Source organism: Consotaella salsifontis, from assembly GCF_900167365.1.
GTDB classification, from domain to species: domain Bacteria; phylum Pseudomonadota; class Alphaproteobacteria; order Rhizobiales; family Rhizobiaceae; genus Consotaella; species Consotaella salsifontis.
The window spans coordinates 22,593-40,321 of record NZ_FUXL01000023.1 but is presented as its reverse complement, the minus strand read 5'-3'; the positions used below and the strand labels follow the sequence as shown (position 1 = coordinate 40,321).

Here is a 17,729-nt window from a genome sequence, read left to right as displayed (position 1 = left end):
TCGGCCAGATCCTCTCCACCATCTCCGCCGACGAATGCAGCAACTACCTCGTCAACTCAGGATATGGACGATCCTAATCTCATCCCGCTCTAGCGGTTGAGATCGATCTCGGGAACTGGCGGCAGCTTCCCACAGCTTCCATTCTGGCGCTCGGGGCGGTCGCTGTCCTCGCCCTGTTCGCGTCCGCCTATCAGGTGGTCAAATCGGAGTGGCTGTTCGTCTATCACGAGCCCCTGCCGCTGCCTGACAAGGCCGCTTTGATCTCAGGTTCCGAGCTTGACGAGGAAGCCCAGGAGCGGACAATCCTGGCGGCGAGCTATGCCGTGGCCTACGAACAGTATCTGGCGGGCAACGCGGTTAGCGCCCGCTGCCGAACCTGGGCATTGCGGCTGATCCTCGTCTCGTTGCTGCTCCAGGCCGTGGCCTTCGTCATCCTGCCGTTTCACTAGCGCATCGCCAGTGAAACCAAGTTCACCGCCATTGCTTTAACGGTTTCGTTGTCTGCGCGATTGCCAACGCGAAGCCGCATCGCGCTTTTGTTGAACTTGCTCGAGGGAGCTCGACGGATGCGCCTATTCGACAGTGTTCTCACCCGGCGTCGCAGGCAACCCCGCTTCACGGATCTTGCACCGTGGGTGCGCCACCGCCTGGCCCTGGCGTGCCGGGAGCTCAAGGAAGCGGAGGAAGCAGCGGCCGAAAAGCTCGACCTTCCCGAGGCGCCACGCCTCGTCATGGTGGACGAGGAAGAGGCGGTGATCGTGCGCCCTGGCGACCGCGAAGCGATCACCTGAGCCACTCTTATCCCGTCTCCTATTCCACCGTCTCGGCGACCGTTTTCGGGGTTGCGGGGCGCGTCTCCACTTCGCGGGCGGCCGCAATTTGCGTCGTCGGGGCCTGATCGCGATCCGCAGTCACCAGACCGGCGGAAATGATGAGTTTGGCGGCTTCCTCGATCGACATAGTGAGCACTTTTACGTCGGTCTTCGGAACGTAGAGGAGATAACCGGAGGTCGGGTTGGGCGTTGTCGGTAGGAAAACGGCGTAGGCTTCGATCCCGTCCTCGGCAAAGATCGATGCGATCTCTCCTCGCGCATTCGTCGCGATGAACACCAGGGACCACAAGCCGGGGCGAGGATATTCGATGAGCCCGGCCATCTGGAACGATGACGATCTGTCGGAAAGCACCGTCTCGAAGATCTGCTTCAGGCTGGTATAGATCGTGCGCACCAGCGGCATCCGGCCGAGAAGGCGCTCGCCCCAGTTGAGTATGGTCCGCCCGATGAGGTTGGCGGCAAGGAATCCCACCAGGGTGATCATCACCAGCGCCACCAGCAGGCCAAAACCCGGTAGCGGAAACGGCAGGTAGGTGTTGGGATTGTAGCGCCCCGGAATATAGGGCGTGACCCAACCATCAACCCACTGAACGAAGGACCAGGTGAGCCACAGCGTGATAGCAAGCGGCGCCAGGATCACGAAGCCGGTTAGGAAGTAATTGCGCAGCCGCATCATGTGAGGTGAACCCCTGTTCAGCGGCACGCCGCGAGGACATCCGAAAAAAAGCGGACGACAGAATCATCTCTTGCTCCTTCCCGGTAATTTCAAGACCGCGCAGTCTATGCGACGGCAATCACAGTTGCGCTACTCGACGGTCACGGACTTGGCGAGATTGCGCGGCTGATCGACATCCGTCCCCATGTGCACCGCCGTGTGATAGGCCAGCAGTTGCAGCGGAAGCGCGTAGACGATCGGCATCAGAATTTCAGGCATATCCGGAAGCACGATCAGCTCGGCATCCTTGACGACGCCGCTTGCCGCGCCTCGCTCGTCCGTGACGAGAATGATCCGACCACCCCGCGCCGCCACTTCCTGCATGTTCGAGGCGGTCTTCTCGAAGACGCGGTCATAAGGGGCGATCACGACCACCGGCATCGTATCGTCGATCAGCGCGATCGGCCCGTGCTTCAGCTCACCTGCCGCGTAACCTTCCGCATGGATGTAGCTGATTTCCTTGAGCTTTAATGCTCCTTCCAGAGCCAGGGGATAGTTGAAGCCACGGCCAAGGAAGAGCGCGTGGCGCTTCGTCGCCATGTCGTGCGCCAGCCTCTCGATCAGGGAATCGAGCTTCAAGACAGCGTTGGTCAGCCTCGGCGCCTCGGACAGCGCCTTGGCCAGCGTCAGCTCGTCATCGCGCGAAAGCACGCCGCGCTGAACACCCGCCGCCACGGACAGCGCCGCCAGCGCCGTCAGCTGGCAGGTAAACGCCTTGGTAGACGCGACGCCGATCTCCGGCCCCGCCAGGGTCGGCCAAACGATATCCGCCTCGCGCGCGATGGTCGATTCATCGACGTTGACGACAGCGGCGGTAGTGAGGCCTTCCGCCTTGGCATGGCGCAGGGAGGCCAGCGTGTCGGCTGTTTCGCCTGACTGCGACACGAACAATGCGAAATCGACGCCCGACAGCGGGCTCTCTCGGTAACGGAACTCCGAAGCGACGTCGATATCGCAGGGAATGCGAGCGTAGCGCTCGAGATAATAGCGCCCGGTCAGGGCCGCGTAATAGCCCGTCCCGCAGGCCGAAAGCACCATGCGGTTGATCTTGGAGAAGTCGACCTCCTGACCTCTCGGCAGGCGCGTCCGGCCGTTCGCCATATCGAAGAAGGACGAAAGCGTATGCGAGATCACGTCGGGCTGCTCGTAGATCTCCTTCTGCATGAAATGCCGGAAGTTTCCCTTGTCGACGTAAAAGGTGCGCCCGACCGCGCGCCGTGCCGCGCGCTCGGCAGGAGCCCCATTCTCGTCGAAGATTTCCGCACCCTCGCGGGAAAGGATCACCCAGTCGCCGTCTTCCAGATAACGGACGGACTCCGTGAAGGGCGACAGAGCGATTCCGTCCGAGCCGAGAAACATCTCGCCCTCACCGTCGCCGACCGCGAGCGGCGAGCCGCGCCGCGCGCCGATGAGGAGGTTCTCTTCTCCGGGGAAAAGAAAGGCGAGCGCGAAGGCGCCATCGAGCCGCTTGAGGCTCCTAAAGACCGCTTCCCGAGGGCTCGCGCCGCGATCGATCTCGCGCGTTACCAGCTGGGCCACGGCCTCGGTGTCGGTCTGGCTTTCGAAGCGGTAACCGTCCGCCTCGAGCTCCGCTCTCAGCTCGCGGAAGTTCTCAATGATGCCGTTGTGGACCACCGCGACGCGATGCGTCGCGTGAGGATGGGCATTCTCTTCGGTCGCGGCGCCATGCGTGGCCCAGCGCGTGTGGCCGATCCCGATCGATCCGTTGAGAGGCTTTTCCGCGAGCAGGCGCTCCAGCGCGACGAGCTTCCCCTGGGCCCGGCGGCGTGACAGCGCGCCGTCGTCCAGGGTCGCCACCCCGGCGGAATCATAGCCCCGGTATTCGAGACGCTTCAGCGCGTCCACCAACCGGTTGGCCACCGGCTTCCGGCTCACGATGCCAATGATGCCGCACATCGCGTTGGCTCTCCTTGCTCTCGAAAGGGCAGAATTTCGGAAGCCACCTTAATGCGAATAGTCCGGCTTCCTCATCAAATTCGATGTCTATCGGTGAACCAAGTCCTGATACGCGGCTGGTCAGGCTTCTTTGGCTTCGGCCTCGCGCCGCTTGCGCTCCGCCTTGGCGGCGGCGTTGCGCTCGCGGATCAATCGCCCCCGGTCATCCTTGTTCACCTGTCGGGCCCGCCCGAGAGCCAGCGCATCGGCAGGAATGTTTTCCGTGATCACGGAGCCTGAGGCGATATAGGCGCCGTCGCCCACGCTGACGGGCGCGACGAGCGCCGTGTTCGAGCCGACGAAGACGCCCGCGCCGATCTCAGTGTGATGCTTCAGGGCGCCGTCGTAGTTGCAGGTGATGGTGCCGGCACCGATGTTCGATTTCGCGCCCACCGTCGCATCGCCGATATAGGTGAGGTGATTGACCTTGGCGCCCTCGCCCACCTCGGCATTCTTGATCTCGCAGAAGTTGCCCACCTTGGCATCGGTGGCGAGAGTGGCGCCAGGCCTTAGGCGCGCAAACGGCCCTATGGCACACCCCACCCCGACGCGGGCGCCTTCGAGATGGCTGAAGGCGTGGATCACGGCTCCGGCAAGCACGGACACGCCGGGGCCGAAGACGACGTTCGGCTCAACGACAACGTCAGCGGCGATCTCGGTATCGTGGGAAAAGAAGACGGTATCCGGCGCAACGAGAGTGACGCCAGCGAGCATCATCTCGCGCCGCCGGCGCGACTGCCACAATGCTTCAACATAGGCGAGCTCCACGCGCGAGTTCACACCCGCGACCTCGTCGGCCGGAGCCTCGATGGCGCGGACGGTTTGGCCCTTGGCGCGCGCGATGGCGACGATATCGGTGAGGTAGTACTCGCCCTTGGAGTTGTCGTTTCCGACCTTCTCGAGCAGATCGAGAAGGACGCCCCCCCGCACCGCCATGACACCGCTGTTGCAATAGCCGATCAGACGCTCAGTATCCGAGGCGTCCTTGTGCTCGCGGATGGCGAGAAGCTCGCCGCCACCTTCGATCAATCGACCGTAGCCGGTGGGATCGCTTGGTCGGAAGCCGACCACGCAGACATCCGCTCCCGCCAGCAGCGACGCGCGCGCCCGCGTCAGCGTCTCCGGCCGGATCAGCGGCGTATCGCCATAAAGGATGAGCACGTCGTCCCACCCCTCTTCCAGCGCCGCACGTGCCGCGAGTACGGCATGGGCCGTCCCCAGCCGTTCCATTTGAAGATGCGTGGAGACGCCCTCGCCCTGCGTCTTTTGCACGCTCGCCTCGACCTCCTCATGGTCGCGTCCCAGAACGAGAGCGATGTGTGAAGAGCCCGTCGCGGCGGCAGCTTTGGCGACGTGGCGGATCATCGCCAAGCCTGCCACTTCGTGGAGCACCTTGGCGCGTCGCGATTTCATGCGCGAGCCTTCGCCGGCAGCCAGGATGATCGACAAACAGGTTCGGGCCATGGGTCAGCTCGCTACAAATTTCCGTGCGATTGCGGCAGTCGGTAGAGGAGATTGGCGGCTGCGTCTAGCCGATGCTCTGGAGGGCGGGGAAGGTTTCGAGCAGCCAGAAAGACAAGGTCTGCATGCCGCCAGTGAGGAAAAGGACCCCGGCAACCACCAGAAGGCCTCCCATCAGCTTCTCGACCAGCCCAAAATGCGCCCGGAAGCGGGCCATGAGTTTGAGGAAGCCGCCCGAGAAGGCGGCAGCCAGGATGAAGGGCACCCCAAGCCCGGCGGAATATGCCGCGAGCAGAAGCGCGCCCTCGCCGGCCGTGTTGTGAGCGCCGGCCAGTCCAAGGATCGTTCCGAGCACAGGACCGATGCAGGGCGTCCAGCCGAAGGCGAAGGCGAGCCCCATGAGATAGGCTCCTGCAACGCTCCTCGGCCGGTCGGGAGCCTGAAGCCGCGCCTCGCGTGACAGGAATGACAGGCGGAAGACGCCGAGGAAGTTTAGCCCCATCACGATGATAAAAATCCCCGCGACGACGCCGAGCCAGTCGAGGTTTCGTCGGAGCGCGAAGCCGATGGAGCTGGCGCTCGCGCCCAGCAGGATGAAGATTGTCGAAAAGCCAAGGACGAAGGCAAGCGCCGTGACGAGAAGACGAAGATATCCGACTTTCATCGCCGGCCCCGCCTTTAGGTCATCGACGGTGATGCCTGCCATGTAGCAGAGATAGGGCGGCACCAGCGGCAGGACGCATGGCGAGAGAAACGACAGCGCGCCGGCAACGATCGCCGTCGGATAGGATACGTCAGAGATCATCCGGAAAGCCTTCTCCTGCGATCTGGCAAAGACATTTCTCCGCCGCTCCGCCGCTCCGCCGTCGTTTCACGGGTCGCCGCGATGCGACCGTTGGTGCGGGCGGCGGGACTCGAACCCGCACGGGACAGCGCCCGAGGGATTTTAAGTCCCTTGCGTCTACCATTTCGCCACGCCCGCGCCGGCAATGTGGATGAGGGGATTTTCGACACGGGTCAAGCCACGAGACTCCTCAAGCCGCTTTTGTGGCTGTGAAACTGCTCCGGTGCGTCACTTGGGCGAACGCCGCCATATCACCTTTTGCGACGTCGGGCTCTTCTCGAGCTCGCTGCGGAACTCATGCGGTGGCACAAACTCTTCTCGAAACCACGGATGGGCGTTCGGATCGAACACATCGACCAGCCAGTCGACGACGGCGCGTACGCGTCGCAAGCCCGCCGAATCAGAGTGATAGGCAAGCCATAGAGGCACGCTCATGGGCAAGTCCGTCGCTACCGGCAGAAGATGGTCGCGCAGGGCAGCGGCATAGGTTGGCAGGGCGCCAACACCCACTCCTTCGGCGATCATCATCGCCTGAGAGCTCGATGTGTTGACGATGACCTGAGCGAGCTTGAGCGGTTGGCCGGACGATTCGCACCCATCGAGAACAGCCTTCGGAAGCTGGTCGGCCATGAGATGGACCAGGCGATGCGACTTCAGGTCGTCGAGGGTGCCAGGCAGTCCGTGAAGACGGATATACTCCTCGCTCGCAAAGACCATGATGTGCAGCGTGGCGATCCTGCGGACAATCAGACGCGGGTCTTGGGGCTCTTCCAGCTGGATCGAGACGTCGCATTCGAGCCGGGAAACGTCGGGAACCCGCATCCCACATTTGAGATCGAGACGAAGCTTCGGATAGCGGGCGATCAGATCGTTGACCCGGGGCGCGACCCAGAAGGCGCCGAGGCCTTCGGTCACGGAGAGGCGCACGAGCCCCTTGGCGGCAGAGGATTTACGCGCGGCGAAATGATCCAGGAAGCCCACATGCTGCTGGATCTCGGCGGCGACCGAATAGACCGATCGGCCATCCGGCGTCATCTCGACGCCGCGCACGGAGCGGAGCAGGAGCGCCGTACTGAGCTCTGTTTCCAGCGCCTCTATCTTCCGTCGAACGACATTCGTCGAAACGCCCAGGTGCTCCGCCGCACCGCGCAAGCTGCCGGTATCGCAGACCGCCAGGAAGTATTTGAGATCGTCCCAGTTGAACGATTTCGAGCGGATCGGAGCCGGTTTCGACAACGACCGATGTTCCGCCGCGAATGCCGCAGCGTTCCGTTTCATGCGGTAGTCCATTTGAAACCTGCCCCTTAGCTTCCCCGTTGACCTCAACGTCAAGGGAAGCGTGACGGCGTGTTTTTTGCTGATGACACGACGCCTGTTCCCTTACGGCATGTCGGTGTGTTTGTGGAGTTCAGATTTGGCAGATTTCGTCGACGCGCATATCGGATCGCGCCTGAGAAAAGCTCGTCTCAAGAAGGGACTTTCTCAGACCGAATTGGGCGAGGCGCTGGGCACGGCCTTCCAACAGATCCAGAAATACGAGAAAGGCATCAACCGCATCAGCGCGTCGAGACTTTTTCACGCAGCGCATCTACTCGATGTGGACGTCGAGTACTTTTTTACCGACCTAAAGCCAGGAAATTTGTTGAAGAGCATCCCGGCAGATGCGGATAAGGTCGCGTCAATACGGCCGAGCCCGGACGACATTCGTCATCGCCAAACAAGAGTGGCGCTTCATAATCTCATCGCCGCAATCCAGCAGACGGAGCACGGGGCGATGCAGGCAGTTTCGCCGGCAAAGCAGTCGGGCAGGAGCGCTTCGGCCGCGGGCGACTGAGAAACCGGCGCCTGATCGTCGCAGGCGACGGAAAACGCTGCATACCGCTCCCCGCCCCTAAAATGCGTCGAGCGGCGCTTCGGGCGCCGCTCGCAAAGCCGGTCGTCAGGGAGTCGCCCCGGGTGGAGCGACATTTTCGACGCCTCAGGCGACCACCTTGGCCGCGACTTCGGCGATGTGCTTGCCCTGGAAGCGGGCACCGTCGAGTTCAGTCGCGCTCGGCATGCGCGATCCGTCGCCGCCCGAGATGGTCGTCGCGCCATAGGGCGAGCCGCCGACGATCTCGTCCATGCGCATCTGACCCTGGAAGGCGTAGGGCAGACCGACGATCATGAGGCCGTGGTGCAGAAGCACGCGGATCGCTCCGAAAAGCGTTTCCTCGTTGCCGCCGTGCTGGGTCGCGGTCGAGGAGAAGGCTCCGCCGACCTTGCCGACCAGCGCGCCGGTTGCCCACAAGGGGCCGGTCCGATCCCAGAAGGACTGCATCTGCGAGGACATGTTGCCGTAGCGGGTCGGCACGCCGATCACGATCGCATCGTAGTTCTTCAGATCGTCGGGCTGGGCTTCTGGATGATCAGGGTTGAAGCGGAAGCCGGCTGCCTTGACGACCTCGGCGGGAGCGGTCTCCGGCACCCGCTTGATATCCACCTCGGCGCCGGCGCTCTTGGCGCCTTCAGCCACGGCTTGAGCCATCGCCTCGATATGTCCGTAGCTCGAATAGTAGAGGACCAGCACCTTGGCCATGAAAATCCCTCGCGTTTATTGATTGATCGTTGAACTGGGCGTGGGCAATCCTACGCCTCTGTCGCGAGATATAGAGCATTCCAGATGGAACGGCGGGTCCCCTCTTTTCGACACAGCGTTCACCGAACAGGAACGCGCCTGACCCAAACGCATCGCATCTGTCTTTCCTGGCGCGATCGTGGTTCCATCTTTCCGTCAAGAGAGCGTTTTCAGGACAGGCATGGACCATGGCCTATCAACCGAGTTTCACCGCAGCCATGCTGGTCATCGGCGACGAGATTCTCTCGGGCCGCACCAAGGACAAGAACATCGGCCCGCTCGCGGAAGCCCTGACAGCGGCTGGGATCGACCTGAAGGAAGTCCGCATTATCGGAGATGAGCCGTCGGTCATCGCCAACAGCGTGAACACACTGCGCCGCTCCTACGATTTCGTCTTCACTTCGGGGGGAATCGGCCCAACCCACGACGACGTCACGGCCGATGCGGTTGCCGCGGCCTTCGGCCTGCCCATAGGGCCGCATCCGGAAGCCTATCGCCGGCTCGCCGGACATTATGCGGCGCGAGGCATCGCCTTCACCGAGGCGCGGCAGCGCATGGCGCGCACGCCCGAGGGAGCGGAACTCATCGACAACCCGATCTCGATCGCGCCAGGGTTTCGCATCGACAACGTCTTTGTCATGGCCGGCATTCCGGCGGTTTTTCAGGCGATGTTGACCGCCGTCCTGAGCGCCCTGCCGACAGGCATGGCGGTGATCAGCGTCACCATCCCCTGCCCGTTCCCCGAAGGCGATATCGGCGGCCCGCTCAGCGACATTCAGGCGCGCTACCGCACCGTCGCCATCGGCTCCTATCCCCGGTTCGACGAGGCCGCGCCGACGACGGAAATCGTTCTGCGCTCGCGCGACGAAGCCCTGCTGGAAGCGGCCCGGATCGAGGTGGAGGAAATGATCGCCGCGATGAGCCGGGGCGCGCCTCTTCCGTCTCTCGGCCAATGAGCCGCCGGTCATAGGGTGCGTCGATTCGCCCAGGTGGTTGCCCGGCGAAGCGTGTCGGTCTATTGGCACCACCTTCTTGCCTGATGGAGTGCTAAGAATGTCGAGCGCCGAGAAGTCCTTCCCGGTTTCGTGGGATCAGTTTCATCGCGACGCGCGCGCCCTCGCCTGGCGTCTGTCGAGCCAGCGCGCGGAGTGGAAGGCGATCGTCTGCATCACGCGCGGCGGCCTTGTCCCCGCGGCCATCATCGCTCGCGAGCTCGGCACGCGGCTCATCGAAACCGTGTGCGTCGCCTCCTATCATGAGTACACCAGCCAGGGTGAGCTCAAGGTGCTGAAGGAGATCAACCCGGCGCTGTTGGCGGATGGCGGCGAAGGTATTCTCATCGTCGACGACCTTACCGACACCGGCAAGACGGCGGGCATCGTCCGCGCAATGCTGCCCAAGGCGCACTTTGCGACCGTCTATGCGAAGCCGAAGGGCCGGCCGCTGGTCGACACCTTCATCACCGAGGTTAGCCAGGACACCTGGATCTATTTCCCGTGGGATCTCGGCCTCTCCTTCCAGGCGCCCATCGGCAAGGAAACGGCGGGATAAAACACCCTCGCCAGTCGCGCACTCTCCTCAAGACGCGGCAACCAGGCCGCGCCTTCCGCGCCGCAGAAGAATCGGTGGAGAGCTAGCGCTCTTCCCGAGCCGCGGATCATGACGACAATCGGAAATGGCGGCCCCCCTTGGCCGGAAGACCTGTATTCCGGCGGCATCCGCCCTTTCACCGCATCTCCTTCCCGATTCGCTCTTCTTCGTTACTCTTCCCGCTATCCACATGAGAATCCTTCTGGTTCTCTTGACTCCGGGCGTGTGCGCCGTTGCGCTTGACCGCCTTTCCAGACTCGCCTTAGCTTGCCCCTCATCAGGATGAACCGTCGGTTAACGGCACTCGCCAAGCGCGTAGCCAGGATTACGGCCGACGACGCTGCGCTTATCGGGCAACAGGTGACGATGATGCGGACCGCGCGTGTCGCGAACCTGTGGGTAACTGTTCCTTAACGGTGAAAACCACTATATGTAGTGGTACGAAGAACCCGCCGCACAAAATGTCGACGCATGGCGTCGACATATCGCGGCTTTGGCAGATTTAACGGCGGCGGCGGACCGCCATAAGCGAGGGCATCATGGGACTGAAGATCGACCGCCGATACACCACGGCAGGCGCCGGCGCCTACGGGGGTATCGAGTTCCGCAAGGCGACGAGCGAGATCAAGAATCCCGACGGGTCCATCGTCTTCCGGCTGGAGGGCATCGACGTCCCGGCGCAGTTCAGCCAGGTCGCGTCCGATATCCTGGCGCAGAAGTACTTCCGCAAGGCGGGAGTGCCCAAAATCCTGAAGAAGGTCGAGGAGAATGGCGTTCCCTCGTGGCTTTGGCGTTCGGTGGCCGATGAGAAGGCTCTTGCCGCCCTGCCCGAGGACGAACGCTATGGCTCCGAGATGGACGCCCGCCAGATCTTCGATCGGCTGTCCGGCACGTGGACCTATTGGGGCTGGAAGGGCGGCTATTTCGATTCGGAGGAAGACGCCGCCGCCTTCCGTGACGAACTCGCCTACATGCTGGCGACCCAGAAGGCCGCCCCCAATTCTCCCCAGTGGTTCAACACCGGTCTTCACTGGGCCTACGGCATCGACGGCCCCGGCCAGGGCCACTTCTACGTCGATCCGTTCACCGGCGAGCTGACGGCCTCATCCTCGGCCTACGCTCATCCCCAGCCCCATGCCTGCTTCATCCAGTCCGTGGCGGACGACCTCGTCAACGACGGCGGCATCATGGACCTTTGGGTCCGTGAGGCGCGCCTGTTCAAGTACGGCTCGGGCACCGGCTCCAACTTCTCGGCGCTGCGCGGCGAGGGCGAGAAGCTGTCTGGCGGCGGCAAGTCCTCGGGCCTGATGAGCTTCCTCAAGATCGGCGATCGCGCGGCCGGCGCCATCAAGTCGGGCGGCACCACTCGGCGCGCCGCAAAGATGGTGGTGGTCGACATCGATCACCCCGACATCGAGACCTACATCTCGTGGAAGGTGCGCGAGGAAGAGAAGGTGGCGGCGCTCGTCACCGGCTCCAAGATCATTTCCAAGCACCTCAAGGCGATTCTGTCCGCTTGCGTGAACTGCGAGGGGCCGAACGGCGACTGCTTCGAGCCGATGAAGAACCCCGCGCTGAAGCGCGCGGTCCGCGAGGCCAAGAAGGCTCAGGTTCCCGAGTCCTATATCAAGCGCGTCATCCAGTTCGCGCGTCAGGGCTACACAGATATCGATTTCCCGGTCTACACGACCGATTGGGACTCCGACGCCTATCTCACGGTCGCCGGCCAAAACTCCAACAACTCCGTCCGCGTCACGGACACCTTCCTGCGCGCGGTTGAGACGGATGGCGATTGGTCGCTCACGGCGCGCATCACCGGAAAGCCGGTGAAGACGCTGAAGGCGCGCGAGCTATGGGAGAGCATCGGCTACGCCGCCTGGGCCTCGGCCGATCCCGGCATCCAGTTCCACACCACCATCAACGACTGGCACACTTGCCCCGAAGCGGGCGAGATTCGTGCGTCCAATCCGTGTTCGGAATACATGTTCCTTGACGACACGGCCTGCAATCTCGCCTCGCTCAACCTCCTGCAGTTCCGCCAGGAGACGGCGGACGGCGGCAAGCCGTTCGACGTCCCCGCCTTCGAACATGCGGTGCGGCTGTGGACCATCGTTCTCGAAATCTCGGTGATGATGGCGCAGTTCCCTTCTCGGGAGATCGCCCGCCGTTCGTTCGACTATCGCACCCTCGGCCTCGGCTTCGCTAATATCGGCGGCCTGCTGATGACCGCCGGCACGCCCTACGACTCCAAGGAAGGGCGCGCCATCTGCGGCGCCATCTCGGCCATCATGACCGGCATCGCCTACCGCACCTCGGCGGAGATGGCGAAGGTGCTCGGCACCTTCCCGGATTATGAGCGCAACGCCAAGTCCATGCTGCGCGTCATCCGCAACCACACCCGCGCCGCCGACGGCCTCGCCTCCGGCTATGAGGGGCTTTCCATCGATCCGGTGCCGCTCGATCATGCCTCGCTGGAGGACAGCCGGCTGGCGACGCGTGCCAAGGAGGCCTGGCACGAGGCTCTCGCCCTCGGCAAGAAGCATGGCTTCCGCAACGCCCAGGTCTCGGTGATCGCGCCGACGGGCACCATCGGCCTCGTCATGGACTGCGACACCACGGGCATCGAGCCGGACTTCGCCCTGGTGAAGTTCAAGAAGCTCGCCGGTGGCGGCTATTTCAAGATCATCAACCGCGCCGTGCCGGAGGCCCTGGCCTATCTCGGCTACTCGCCGAGCCAGATTGCCGAGATCGAGGCCTATGCCGTCGGTCACGGCAATCTCGATCAGGCTCCGGCCATCAATCCGGGCTCGCTCGCGGCCAAGGGCTTCGGCGAAAAGGAAATCGCCGCGGTCAACGCCGCGCTGAAATCGGCCTTCGACATCAAGTTCGCCTTCAACAAGTGGACGCTCGGCGAAGCGTTCTGCAAGGAGAAGCTCGGCCTCACCGACGCGCAGCTCAACGACTTCTCGTTCGAGATGCTGCCGGCGCTCGGCTTCTCCAAGAAGGACATCGAGGCCGCGAACATCCACGTTTGCGGCGCCATGACGCTGGAAGGCGCGCCATTCCTGAAGGAAGAGCACTATCCGGTCTTCGACTGCGCCAATCCTTGCGGGCGCATCGGCAAGCGCTATCTGTCGGTGGAATCGCACATCCGCATGATGGCGGCGGCCCAGCCCTTCATCTCGGGCGCCATCTCCAAGACCATCAACATGCCCAACGACGCGACCGTCGAGGACTGCAACTCGGCCTATATGCTGTCCTGGAAGCTGGCCCTGAAGGCGAACGCCCTTTACCGCGACGGCTCCAAGCTGTCGCAGCCGCTCAACTCGGCGCTCATCGAGGATGACGGCGAGGACGATCTGGTGGAGGAGACGGCGGCGGCGCTTCTGGCCGCGCCCGCCTCGGAGCGCGCGACGGAAGTGGCCGAGCGCATCGTCGAGCGCATCGTCGAGAAGGTGGTGCGCGAGCGCGAGAAGCTGCCGAACCGGCGCAAAGGCTATACCCAGAAGGCCAAGATCGGCGGCCACACCATCTTCCTTCGCACCGGCGAATACGACGATGGGCGCCTTGGCGAGATCTTCCTCGACATGAACAAGGAAGGCTCGGCGCTCCGAGCCCTCATCAACAACTTCGCCATTTCGGTCTCGCTGGGCCTCCAGTTCGGCGTGCCGTTGGATGAGTATGTCGAGGCGTTCACCTTCACCAAGTTCGAGCCGGCCGGCATGGTTCAGGGCAACGAGGCGATCAAGAACGCCACCTCGATCCTCGACTACGTGTTCCGCGAACTCGCCGTCTCCTATCTCGGGCGCCACGATCTCGCGCATGTCCAGCCGGAGGATTTCTCCACGGCCGCCAGCAAGCGCGCAAAGGGCGACGGCCCTGCCCCGCTGCCGATCTCGACCGGCATGGTGCGCGGCCAGACGGCGCGCTTCCGGCTGGTGACCGGCGAGCCCGTTGGCTCGGCCGACGGTGCGCCGCGCGCCAGCAAGCCGACCACGGCGGCGGCCAGTGCGCGGGTGGTGGCAACGGCACCCAGCGGCGGTCGTGTTGTGGCCTCAACCGGCGCGACGCAAGGCGCGACGGCCTTCAAGCGCGACTATGAGCAGCCCGCGCCGGCCGCCAACGCGACGCCTGCCCAGGCGCTCTTCGAAAACGCCGAGACGGCGCCTCAGGCAAAGACGGAAGCGGCAGTGAAAGACGCCGCCGCCGGCCGCCGCGCCGAGGCGCTGATCAAGGGCTATACCGGCGAGAGCTGCGAGGAGTGCGGCAACTTCACCATGGTCCGCAACGGCACCTGCCTGAAGTGCGACACCTGCGGCGCCACCAGCGGCTGCAGCTGACCAAAACAGTCGTTTTGCCGCCGCCGCCTGCCCGTCTCCAGGACGGGACCGGCTTAAAGAACAATATCCTGCGCGCCGATCGGTGCGCAGGAAATACAATATAGAACAAAAACAGAACATAAGGCGATGAAGGGCGATTGCTCTTCTGTCACCCGGCGGCGACTTTCGGCCTGAAATTGGTGAGGTCCTCGTCCGCGAGCGTGACGGTTCGGCCCTCTTCGGCGGACTTGTAGAGCGCCATCAGCATCTCGACGACCGCGACGCCGTCCTCGAAGGTCTCCGACGGCGCGCGCCCCTTGCGGAAGGCTTCGACCATCTCGCGATTCTCGTCGGTATAGCCGTAGGCGCCCGCCTCGTCCTCCAGGACCGGCATCAGTCCCTGCTCGGCATTCTGCTTTTCGACGAGGTCCTCGCCCTCGCCGCCCGTCACCTTGCGCGACATGAAGACCTTGAGGCCGGTCGAGAGCGAGGAGAACTCGAGGGCGTATTCCGGCCCGAGCAGCTCCAGCTCGATGCGCAGGCCAGCCCCGACATAGGCCCAGGAGGTCGTCGCCTCCACCACGACCTCCTGGCCTTTCTCAGCCTCGAAGGTCAGCATCCCACGCGCGAAATCCTCGGATGGCTTGCGGGAATAGTCGACCGCCGCGCCCATTCGCGCCTTGAGCTCGTCGGCATAGTGCGATTGGCCCCACTTCAGCACGGCCACGGCGCCCGTCGCCTTCTTTAACTTCAAGGACGATCGCGGCGCGCCCGGCGCGGTCAAAAGAAACCGCGCCACCTCGACGGAGTGGCACATCATGTCGAGGAGCACGCCGCCGCCCTGCTGGCTGCCTTGCCAGAACCACGGCTCGTGCGGCCCGGAATGCTCTTCGGCGGCGCGCGCGAGATAGGGCCGGCCGGTAGCCGGCACCGCGCGGCGCCAGATGATCTCCTTGCCGCGCTGGACGGCGGTGGAGAACAACTGGTTCTCGAGATAGCCGTGATTGAGCCCAGCTCGGCGGACCAGGGCGAGCATCTCCCGCGCCTCGGCCAGCGTTCGCGCCAAGGGCTTTTCGCAGGCAACCGCAAACACCGACGAGCGCCCTGCCTCGACCTCGCCGGCGATCGTTCGCATGACGTCGAGGCGAGTAAAATTGGGCGACAGGATCCAGATCGCGTCGACGTCGCCTGCGCCAAGCAGCCCCTCAAGGCTGTCATGGGCGCGGCATTGCCCGAGGTCGAGCCGCGCCACTTCATCGGCAAAGGCCTGGCGCTTGGCCGGCGTCGGCGAATAGACACCCGTTACCTCGACATTGCGGACGCCGAGAAGCGATTTCAGGTGGAAGTGGGCGATAAAGCCCGATCCGACGAAGCCAACACGCAAAGGGCGGCCGGCCGCCGGCTGGGTCATGGTCATCTAGATCTCCGTTTGTTCGTGGGGGCTGGAGCCGTGCTGCGGCGAACCGCGAGGTCGACGTCGGAAAGCAGCGGCTCGCGCGAAACCTCCTCGCCGTCGAGAATGGCGATCATCAGGTCCATGGAGCGCGAGCCAATCTCCCGACGCGGCTGGCGCACCGTTGTCAGCGGCGGATCGGCCGCAAGCGCATAGACGGAATCGTCGAAGCCGAGGATCGACACGTCGTCGGGCACACGGCGCCCACGAGCCCTCAGCGCGGCGATAGCGCCGACCGCCATTTCGTCATTGCTGGCGAAGATGGCGGTAAACTTGGCGCCCGACGCCAGCAGCCGCTCCGTCGCCGCCGCTCCGCTGGAAAGGTGGAAATCGCCCTCCAGCACAAGAGCGGGATCGGGCTCGACGCCCGCCGCATCAAGCGCATCGCGCCAGCCGGCAAGGCGATCGGTCGCCATCTTCAGATGCATCGGCCCGGTGATATGGGCGATGCGCCTGTGGCCTAGGGAGACGAGATGCTCGACGCCGAGGCGGGCGGCGGCGCGGTTGTCCACCGCGACCGTCGGCAGGCGAACCGAATCGATCTCCTCCAGCGACACCACCATGGGCGGCAGCGGCGCCGCCAACGCCTGCTTGGGAAGACGGCTGGTCATCAGGATCAGCCCGTCGGCGAGGCGATTGCGCACCATGTCGATGTAGTGAAGGATGCGCTTGTCGTCGCCCGCTCCGTCGCCCATCAGAACGTGGTAGCCGCTGGCGAACGCCGTCTCCTCCACACCGCGATAGACATCGAGATAGAAGGCATTCGAGATGTCGCGGACCAGAAGGATAACGCTGCGGGTCGAACGCCGGCGAAAGTTCACCGCCTGGCTGTTCGGGACGAAGCCGGTTTCGCGCACCGCCTTTTCCACCTTTTCGCGTGTCGCCTCGGTGACGCGCTCGGGATGGGTCAGCGCGCGGGAGACTGTCGCGATGGAAACGCCGGCAATCTCCGCGACGCCCCGGATCGTCAGCCGCTTCATGCCATCAGACCCGGAGGCGCTTGGTGCGCCCATAGAGCAGCATCAGCCCCAAGAGCACCGCGCCGAAGATCAGTTGCCGCCCCCAGAACTCCAGTTGAAGGGTCGTCAGCACGCTTTGAAGAAGCGTCAGCGCGATCGCTCCGAGGACGACGCCGAAATAGCCGCCCGTTCCGCCGGCGAGGGAGACGCCGCCGATGACCACCGCGATCACCGACGGCAGGACATACTGATCCCCGACGCTGATAAAGGAATTGCCGGTGTAGCCAATGACGCAGACGCCGGTGAGGCCCGCCATGAGGCCCGACAGGCCATAGAGCAGTGTTCGGACGAGCCCGGTTCTCACGCCGCAAAGCCGCGCCGCACGCTCGTTGGCGCCCATGGCGTAGATGGCATAGCCGAGGGCCGTGCGCCGCAGGATGAACCACATCGCGAGAGCGACCAGCGCCCACACAAAAAGCACGCCCGGCAGGCCAAACACCAGCGGACGGTTGATGAAGGTCATCAAGGCAGGCGCGGCGTTGCCCGAGGGAATGCCGCGCGAGAGGACGACGAGGCCGCCCTGAATGACGCCCATCATGCCGAGCGTCATCACCAGTGGCGGGATGCGGACCAGAGTTACGCCCATGCCGTTGACGAGGCCGATGACAAAGGCGAGGCCGCCGGCGGCAAGGATGGCCGAGAATATCGCGCCGTTCTCGCCGCTCATGACGTTGCCGGCAACGAGCGCCCCGAGCGAGATCAACGCGCCGACGGAAAGGTCGATTCCCTCGCGCCCGCCGATAACCACCAGCGCCTGTCCGGCGGAGACGAGGCCGAGAATGGCCGAAACCGTCAGGATACGGGCGATCTGCCCGCCTCGCGCGAAGCCCGGCGAGAGGAATTCCCCTACACCCAGCAGCACCAGGATGGCGAGGCTCGCGAGCACCAGCGGTTCGGTGAGAAGGCGGCGAAAGCGTTCCAT

Annotated in this window: 15 protein-coding genes and 1 tRNA gene; 6 read left to right on the top strand and 10 right to left on the bottom strand. The window is 63.9% G+C overall.

Translation table 11 applies throughout. The features are described 5' to 3' along the window. Positions 1-194: 194 nt before the first annotated feature. Together B5D38_RS20815 and B5D38_RS20810 are read left to right on the top strand one after the other, a co-directional pair. Positions 195-449 (top strand): hypothetical protein, encoded by a 255-nt coding sequence (locus tag B5D38_RS20815; protein ID WP_078710370.1) that lies wholly within the window; start codon positions 195-197, stop codon positions 447-449. A gap of 117 nt (positions 450-566) precedes the next feature. Continuing rightward, the gene (locus B5D38_RS20810) at positions 567-791 is read left to right on the top strand and encodes a hypothetical protein (RefSeq protein WP_078710369.1); all 225 of its coding nucleotides are present in this window, start codon (positions 567-569) and stop codon (positions 789-791) included. Positions 792-810: 19 nt separating this feature from the next. Here the strand turns inward: B5D38_RS20810 and B5D38_RS20805 are convergent, their stop codons facing one another. From B5D38_RS20805 to B5D38_RS20780, 6 genes are all read right to left on the bottom strand, one after another. After that, positions 811-1,509 (bottom strand): DUF502 domain-containing protein, encoded by a 699-nt coding sequence (locus tag B5D38_RS20805; RefSeq protein WP_078710368.1) that lies wholly within the window; start codon positions 1,507-1,509, stop codon positions 811-813. Positions 1,510-1,638: 129 nt separating this feature from the next. After that, on the bottom strand, positions 1,639-3,465 hold the full coding sequence (gene glmS, locus B5D38_RS20800) for a glutamine--fructose-6-phosphate transaminase (isomerizing) (protein ID WP_078710367.1): 1,827 nt from the start codon (positions 3,463-3,465) through the stop codon (positions 1,639-1,641). Positions 3,466-3,585: 120 nt separating this feature from the next. After that, positions 3,586-4,968, bottom strand: a complete 1,383-nt coding sequence (glmU, locus tag B5D38_RS20795; protein WP_078710366.1) for a bifunctional UDP-N-acetylglucosamine diphosphorylase/glucosamine-1-phosphate N-acetyltransferase GlmU — start codon at positions 4,966-4,968, stop codon at positions 3,586-3,588. Between the two features lie 64 nt (positions 4,969-5,032). Next, a complete protein-coding gene (locus tag B5D38_RS20790) occupies positions 5,033-5,770 on the bottom strand; it encodes a cytochrome c biogenesis CcdA family protein (protein WP_078710365.1) in 738 nt (245 codons plus the stop codon). 91 nt (positions 5,771-5,861) lie between these two features. Then, positions 5,862-5,947: transfer RNA gene (locus B5D38_RS20785), tRNA-Leu, on the bottom strand. 90 nt (positions 5,948-6,037) lie between these two features. Continuing rightward, positions 6,038-7,087 (bottom strand): LysR family transcriptional regulator, encoded by a 1,050-nt coding sequence (locus B5D38_RS20780; protein WP_165690935.1) that lies wholly within the window; start codon positions 7,085-7,087, stop codon positions 6,038-6,040. A gap of 82 nt (positions 7,088-7,169) precedes the next feature. Between B5D38_RS20780 and B5D38_RS20775 the strand changes: the two genes are divergently transcribed. Next, entirely contained in the window at positions 7,170-7,643 is a 474-nt protein-coding gene (locus B5D38_RS20775) for a helix-turn-helix domain-containing protein (protein WP_078710363.1), read from the top strand. 144 nt (positions 7,644-7,787) lie between these two features. Here B5D38_RS20775 and wrbA read toward each other — a convergent pair whose 3' ends face one another. Next, complete coding sequence (gene wrbA, locus B5D38_RS20770) at positions 7,788-8,387, bottom strand: NAD(P)H:quinone oxidoreductase (RefSeq protein ID WP_078710362.1); 600 nt, start codon at positions 8,385-8,387, stop codon at positions 7,788-7,790. A 227-nt stretch (positions 8,388-8,614) separates the two neighbouring features. On the opposite strand from wrbA, the gene B5D38_RS20765 reads away from it, so the two are divergent. The 3 genes from B5D38_RS20765 to B5D38_RS20755 all read left to right on the top strand — a co-directional run bounded on the left by B5D38_RS20765 (position 8,615) and on the right by B5D38_RS20755 (position 14,356). Further along, positions 8,615-9,382, top strand: a complete 768-nt coding sequence (locus B5D38_RS20765) for a competence/damage-inducible protein A (RefSeq protein WP_245319437.1) — start codon at positions 8,615-8,617, stop codon at positions 9,380-9,382. Between the two features lie 97 nt (positions 9,383-9,479). Continuing rightward, entirely contained in the window at positions 9,480-9,977 is a 498-nt protein-coding gene (gene gpt / locus B5D38_RS20760) for a xanthine phosphoribosyltransferase (RefSeq protein ID WP_078710361.1), read from the top strand. Positions 9,978-10,561: 584 nt separating this feature from the next. Beyond that, the gene (locus tag B5D38_RS20755; RefSeq protein WP_078710374.1) at positions 10,562-14,356 is read left to right on the top strand and encodes a vitamin B12-dependent ribonucleotide reductase; all 3,795 of its coding nucleotides are present in this window, start codon (positions 10,562-10,564) and stop codon (positions 14,354-14,356) included. A 148-nt stretch (positions 14,357-14,504) separates the two neighbouring features. Here B5D38_RS20755 and B5D38_RS20750 read toward each other — a convergent pair whose 3' ends face one another. From B5D38_RS20750 to B5D38_RS20740, 3 genes are read right to left on the bottom strand one after another with little or no spacing between them, the layout of a single operon-like run. Further along, positions 14,505-15,746: a Gfo/Idh/MocA family protein gene (locus B5D38_RS20750; protein WP_425349349.1), complete on the bottom strand. Its 1,242-nt coding sequence runs from the start codon at positions 15,744-15,746 to the stop codon at positions 14,505-14,507. Between the two features lie 2 nt (positions 15,747-15,748). Beyond that, the gene (locus B5D38_RS20745) at positions 15,749-16,768 is read right to left on the bottom strand and encodes a LacI family DNA-binding transcriptional regulator (protein ID WP_078710359.1); all 1,020 of its coding nucleotides are present in this window, start codon (positions 16,766-16,768) and stop codon (positions 15,749-15,751) included. Positions 16,769-16,772: 4 nt separating this feature from the next. Then, positions 16,773-17,729: an ABC transporter permease gene (locus tag B5D38_RS20740; RefSeq protein WP_078710358.1), complete on the bottom strand. Its 957-nt coding sequence runs from the start codon at positions 17,727-17,729 to the stop codon at positions 16,773-16,775.

Bases quoted from the DNA above. Each gene is read 5' to 3' on its own strand.
- gpt (WP_078710361.1), top strand. From the start codon at position 9,480: ATGTCGAGCGCCGAGAAGTCCTTCCCGGTTTCGTGGGATCAGTTTCAT.
- B5D38_RS20790 (WP_078710365.1), bottom strand. From the start codon at position 5,770: ATGATCTCTGACGTATCCTATCCGACGGCGATCGTTGCCGGCGCGCTG.
- B5D38_RS20805 (WP_078710368.1), bottom strand. From the start codon at position 1,509: ATGATGCGGCTGCGCAATTACTTCCTAACCGGCTTCGTGATCCTGGCG.
- B5D38_RS20765 (WP_245319437.1), top strand. From the start codon at position 8,615: ATGGCCTATCAACCGAGTTTCACCGCAGCCATGCTGGTCATCGGCGAC.
- B5D38_RS20775 (WP_078710363.1), top strand. From the start codon at position 7,170: ATGACACGACGCCTGTTCCCTTACGGCATGTCGGTGTGTTTGTGGAGT.
- B5D38_RS20740 (WP_078710358.1), bottom strand. From the start codon at position 17,729: ATGGAACGCTTTCGCCGCCTTCTCACCGAACCGCTGGTGCTCGCGAGC.
- B5D38_RS20745 (WP_078710359.1), bottom strand. From the start codon at position 16,768: ATGAAGCGGCTGACGATCCGGGGCGTCGCGGAGATTGCCGGCGTTTCC.
- glmU (WP_078710366.1), bottom strand. From the start codon at position 4,968: ATGGCCCGAACCTGTTTGTCGATCATCCTGGCTGCCGGCGAAGGCTCG.
- B5D38_RS20810 (WP_078710369.1), top strand. From the start codon at position 567: ATGCGCCTATTCGACAGTGTTCTCACCCGGCGTCGCAGGCAACCCCGC.
- B5D38_RS20750 (WP_425349349.1), bottom strand. From the start codon at position 15,746: ATGACCCAGCCGGCGGCCGGCCGCCCTTTGCGTGTTGGCTTCGTCGGA.
- glmS (WP_078710367.1), bottom strand. From the start codon at position 3,465: ATGTGCGGCATCATTGGCATCGTGAGCCGGAAGCCGGTGGCCAACCGG.
- B5D38_RS20780 (WP_165690935.1), bottom strand. From the start codon at position 7,087: ATGAAACGGAACGCTGCGGCATTCGCGGCGGAACATCGGTCGTTGTCG.
- wrbA (WP_078710362.1), bottom strand. From the start codon at position 8,387: ATGGCCAAGGTGCTGGTCCTCTACTATTCGAGCTACGGACATATCGAG.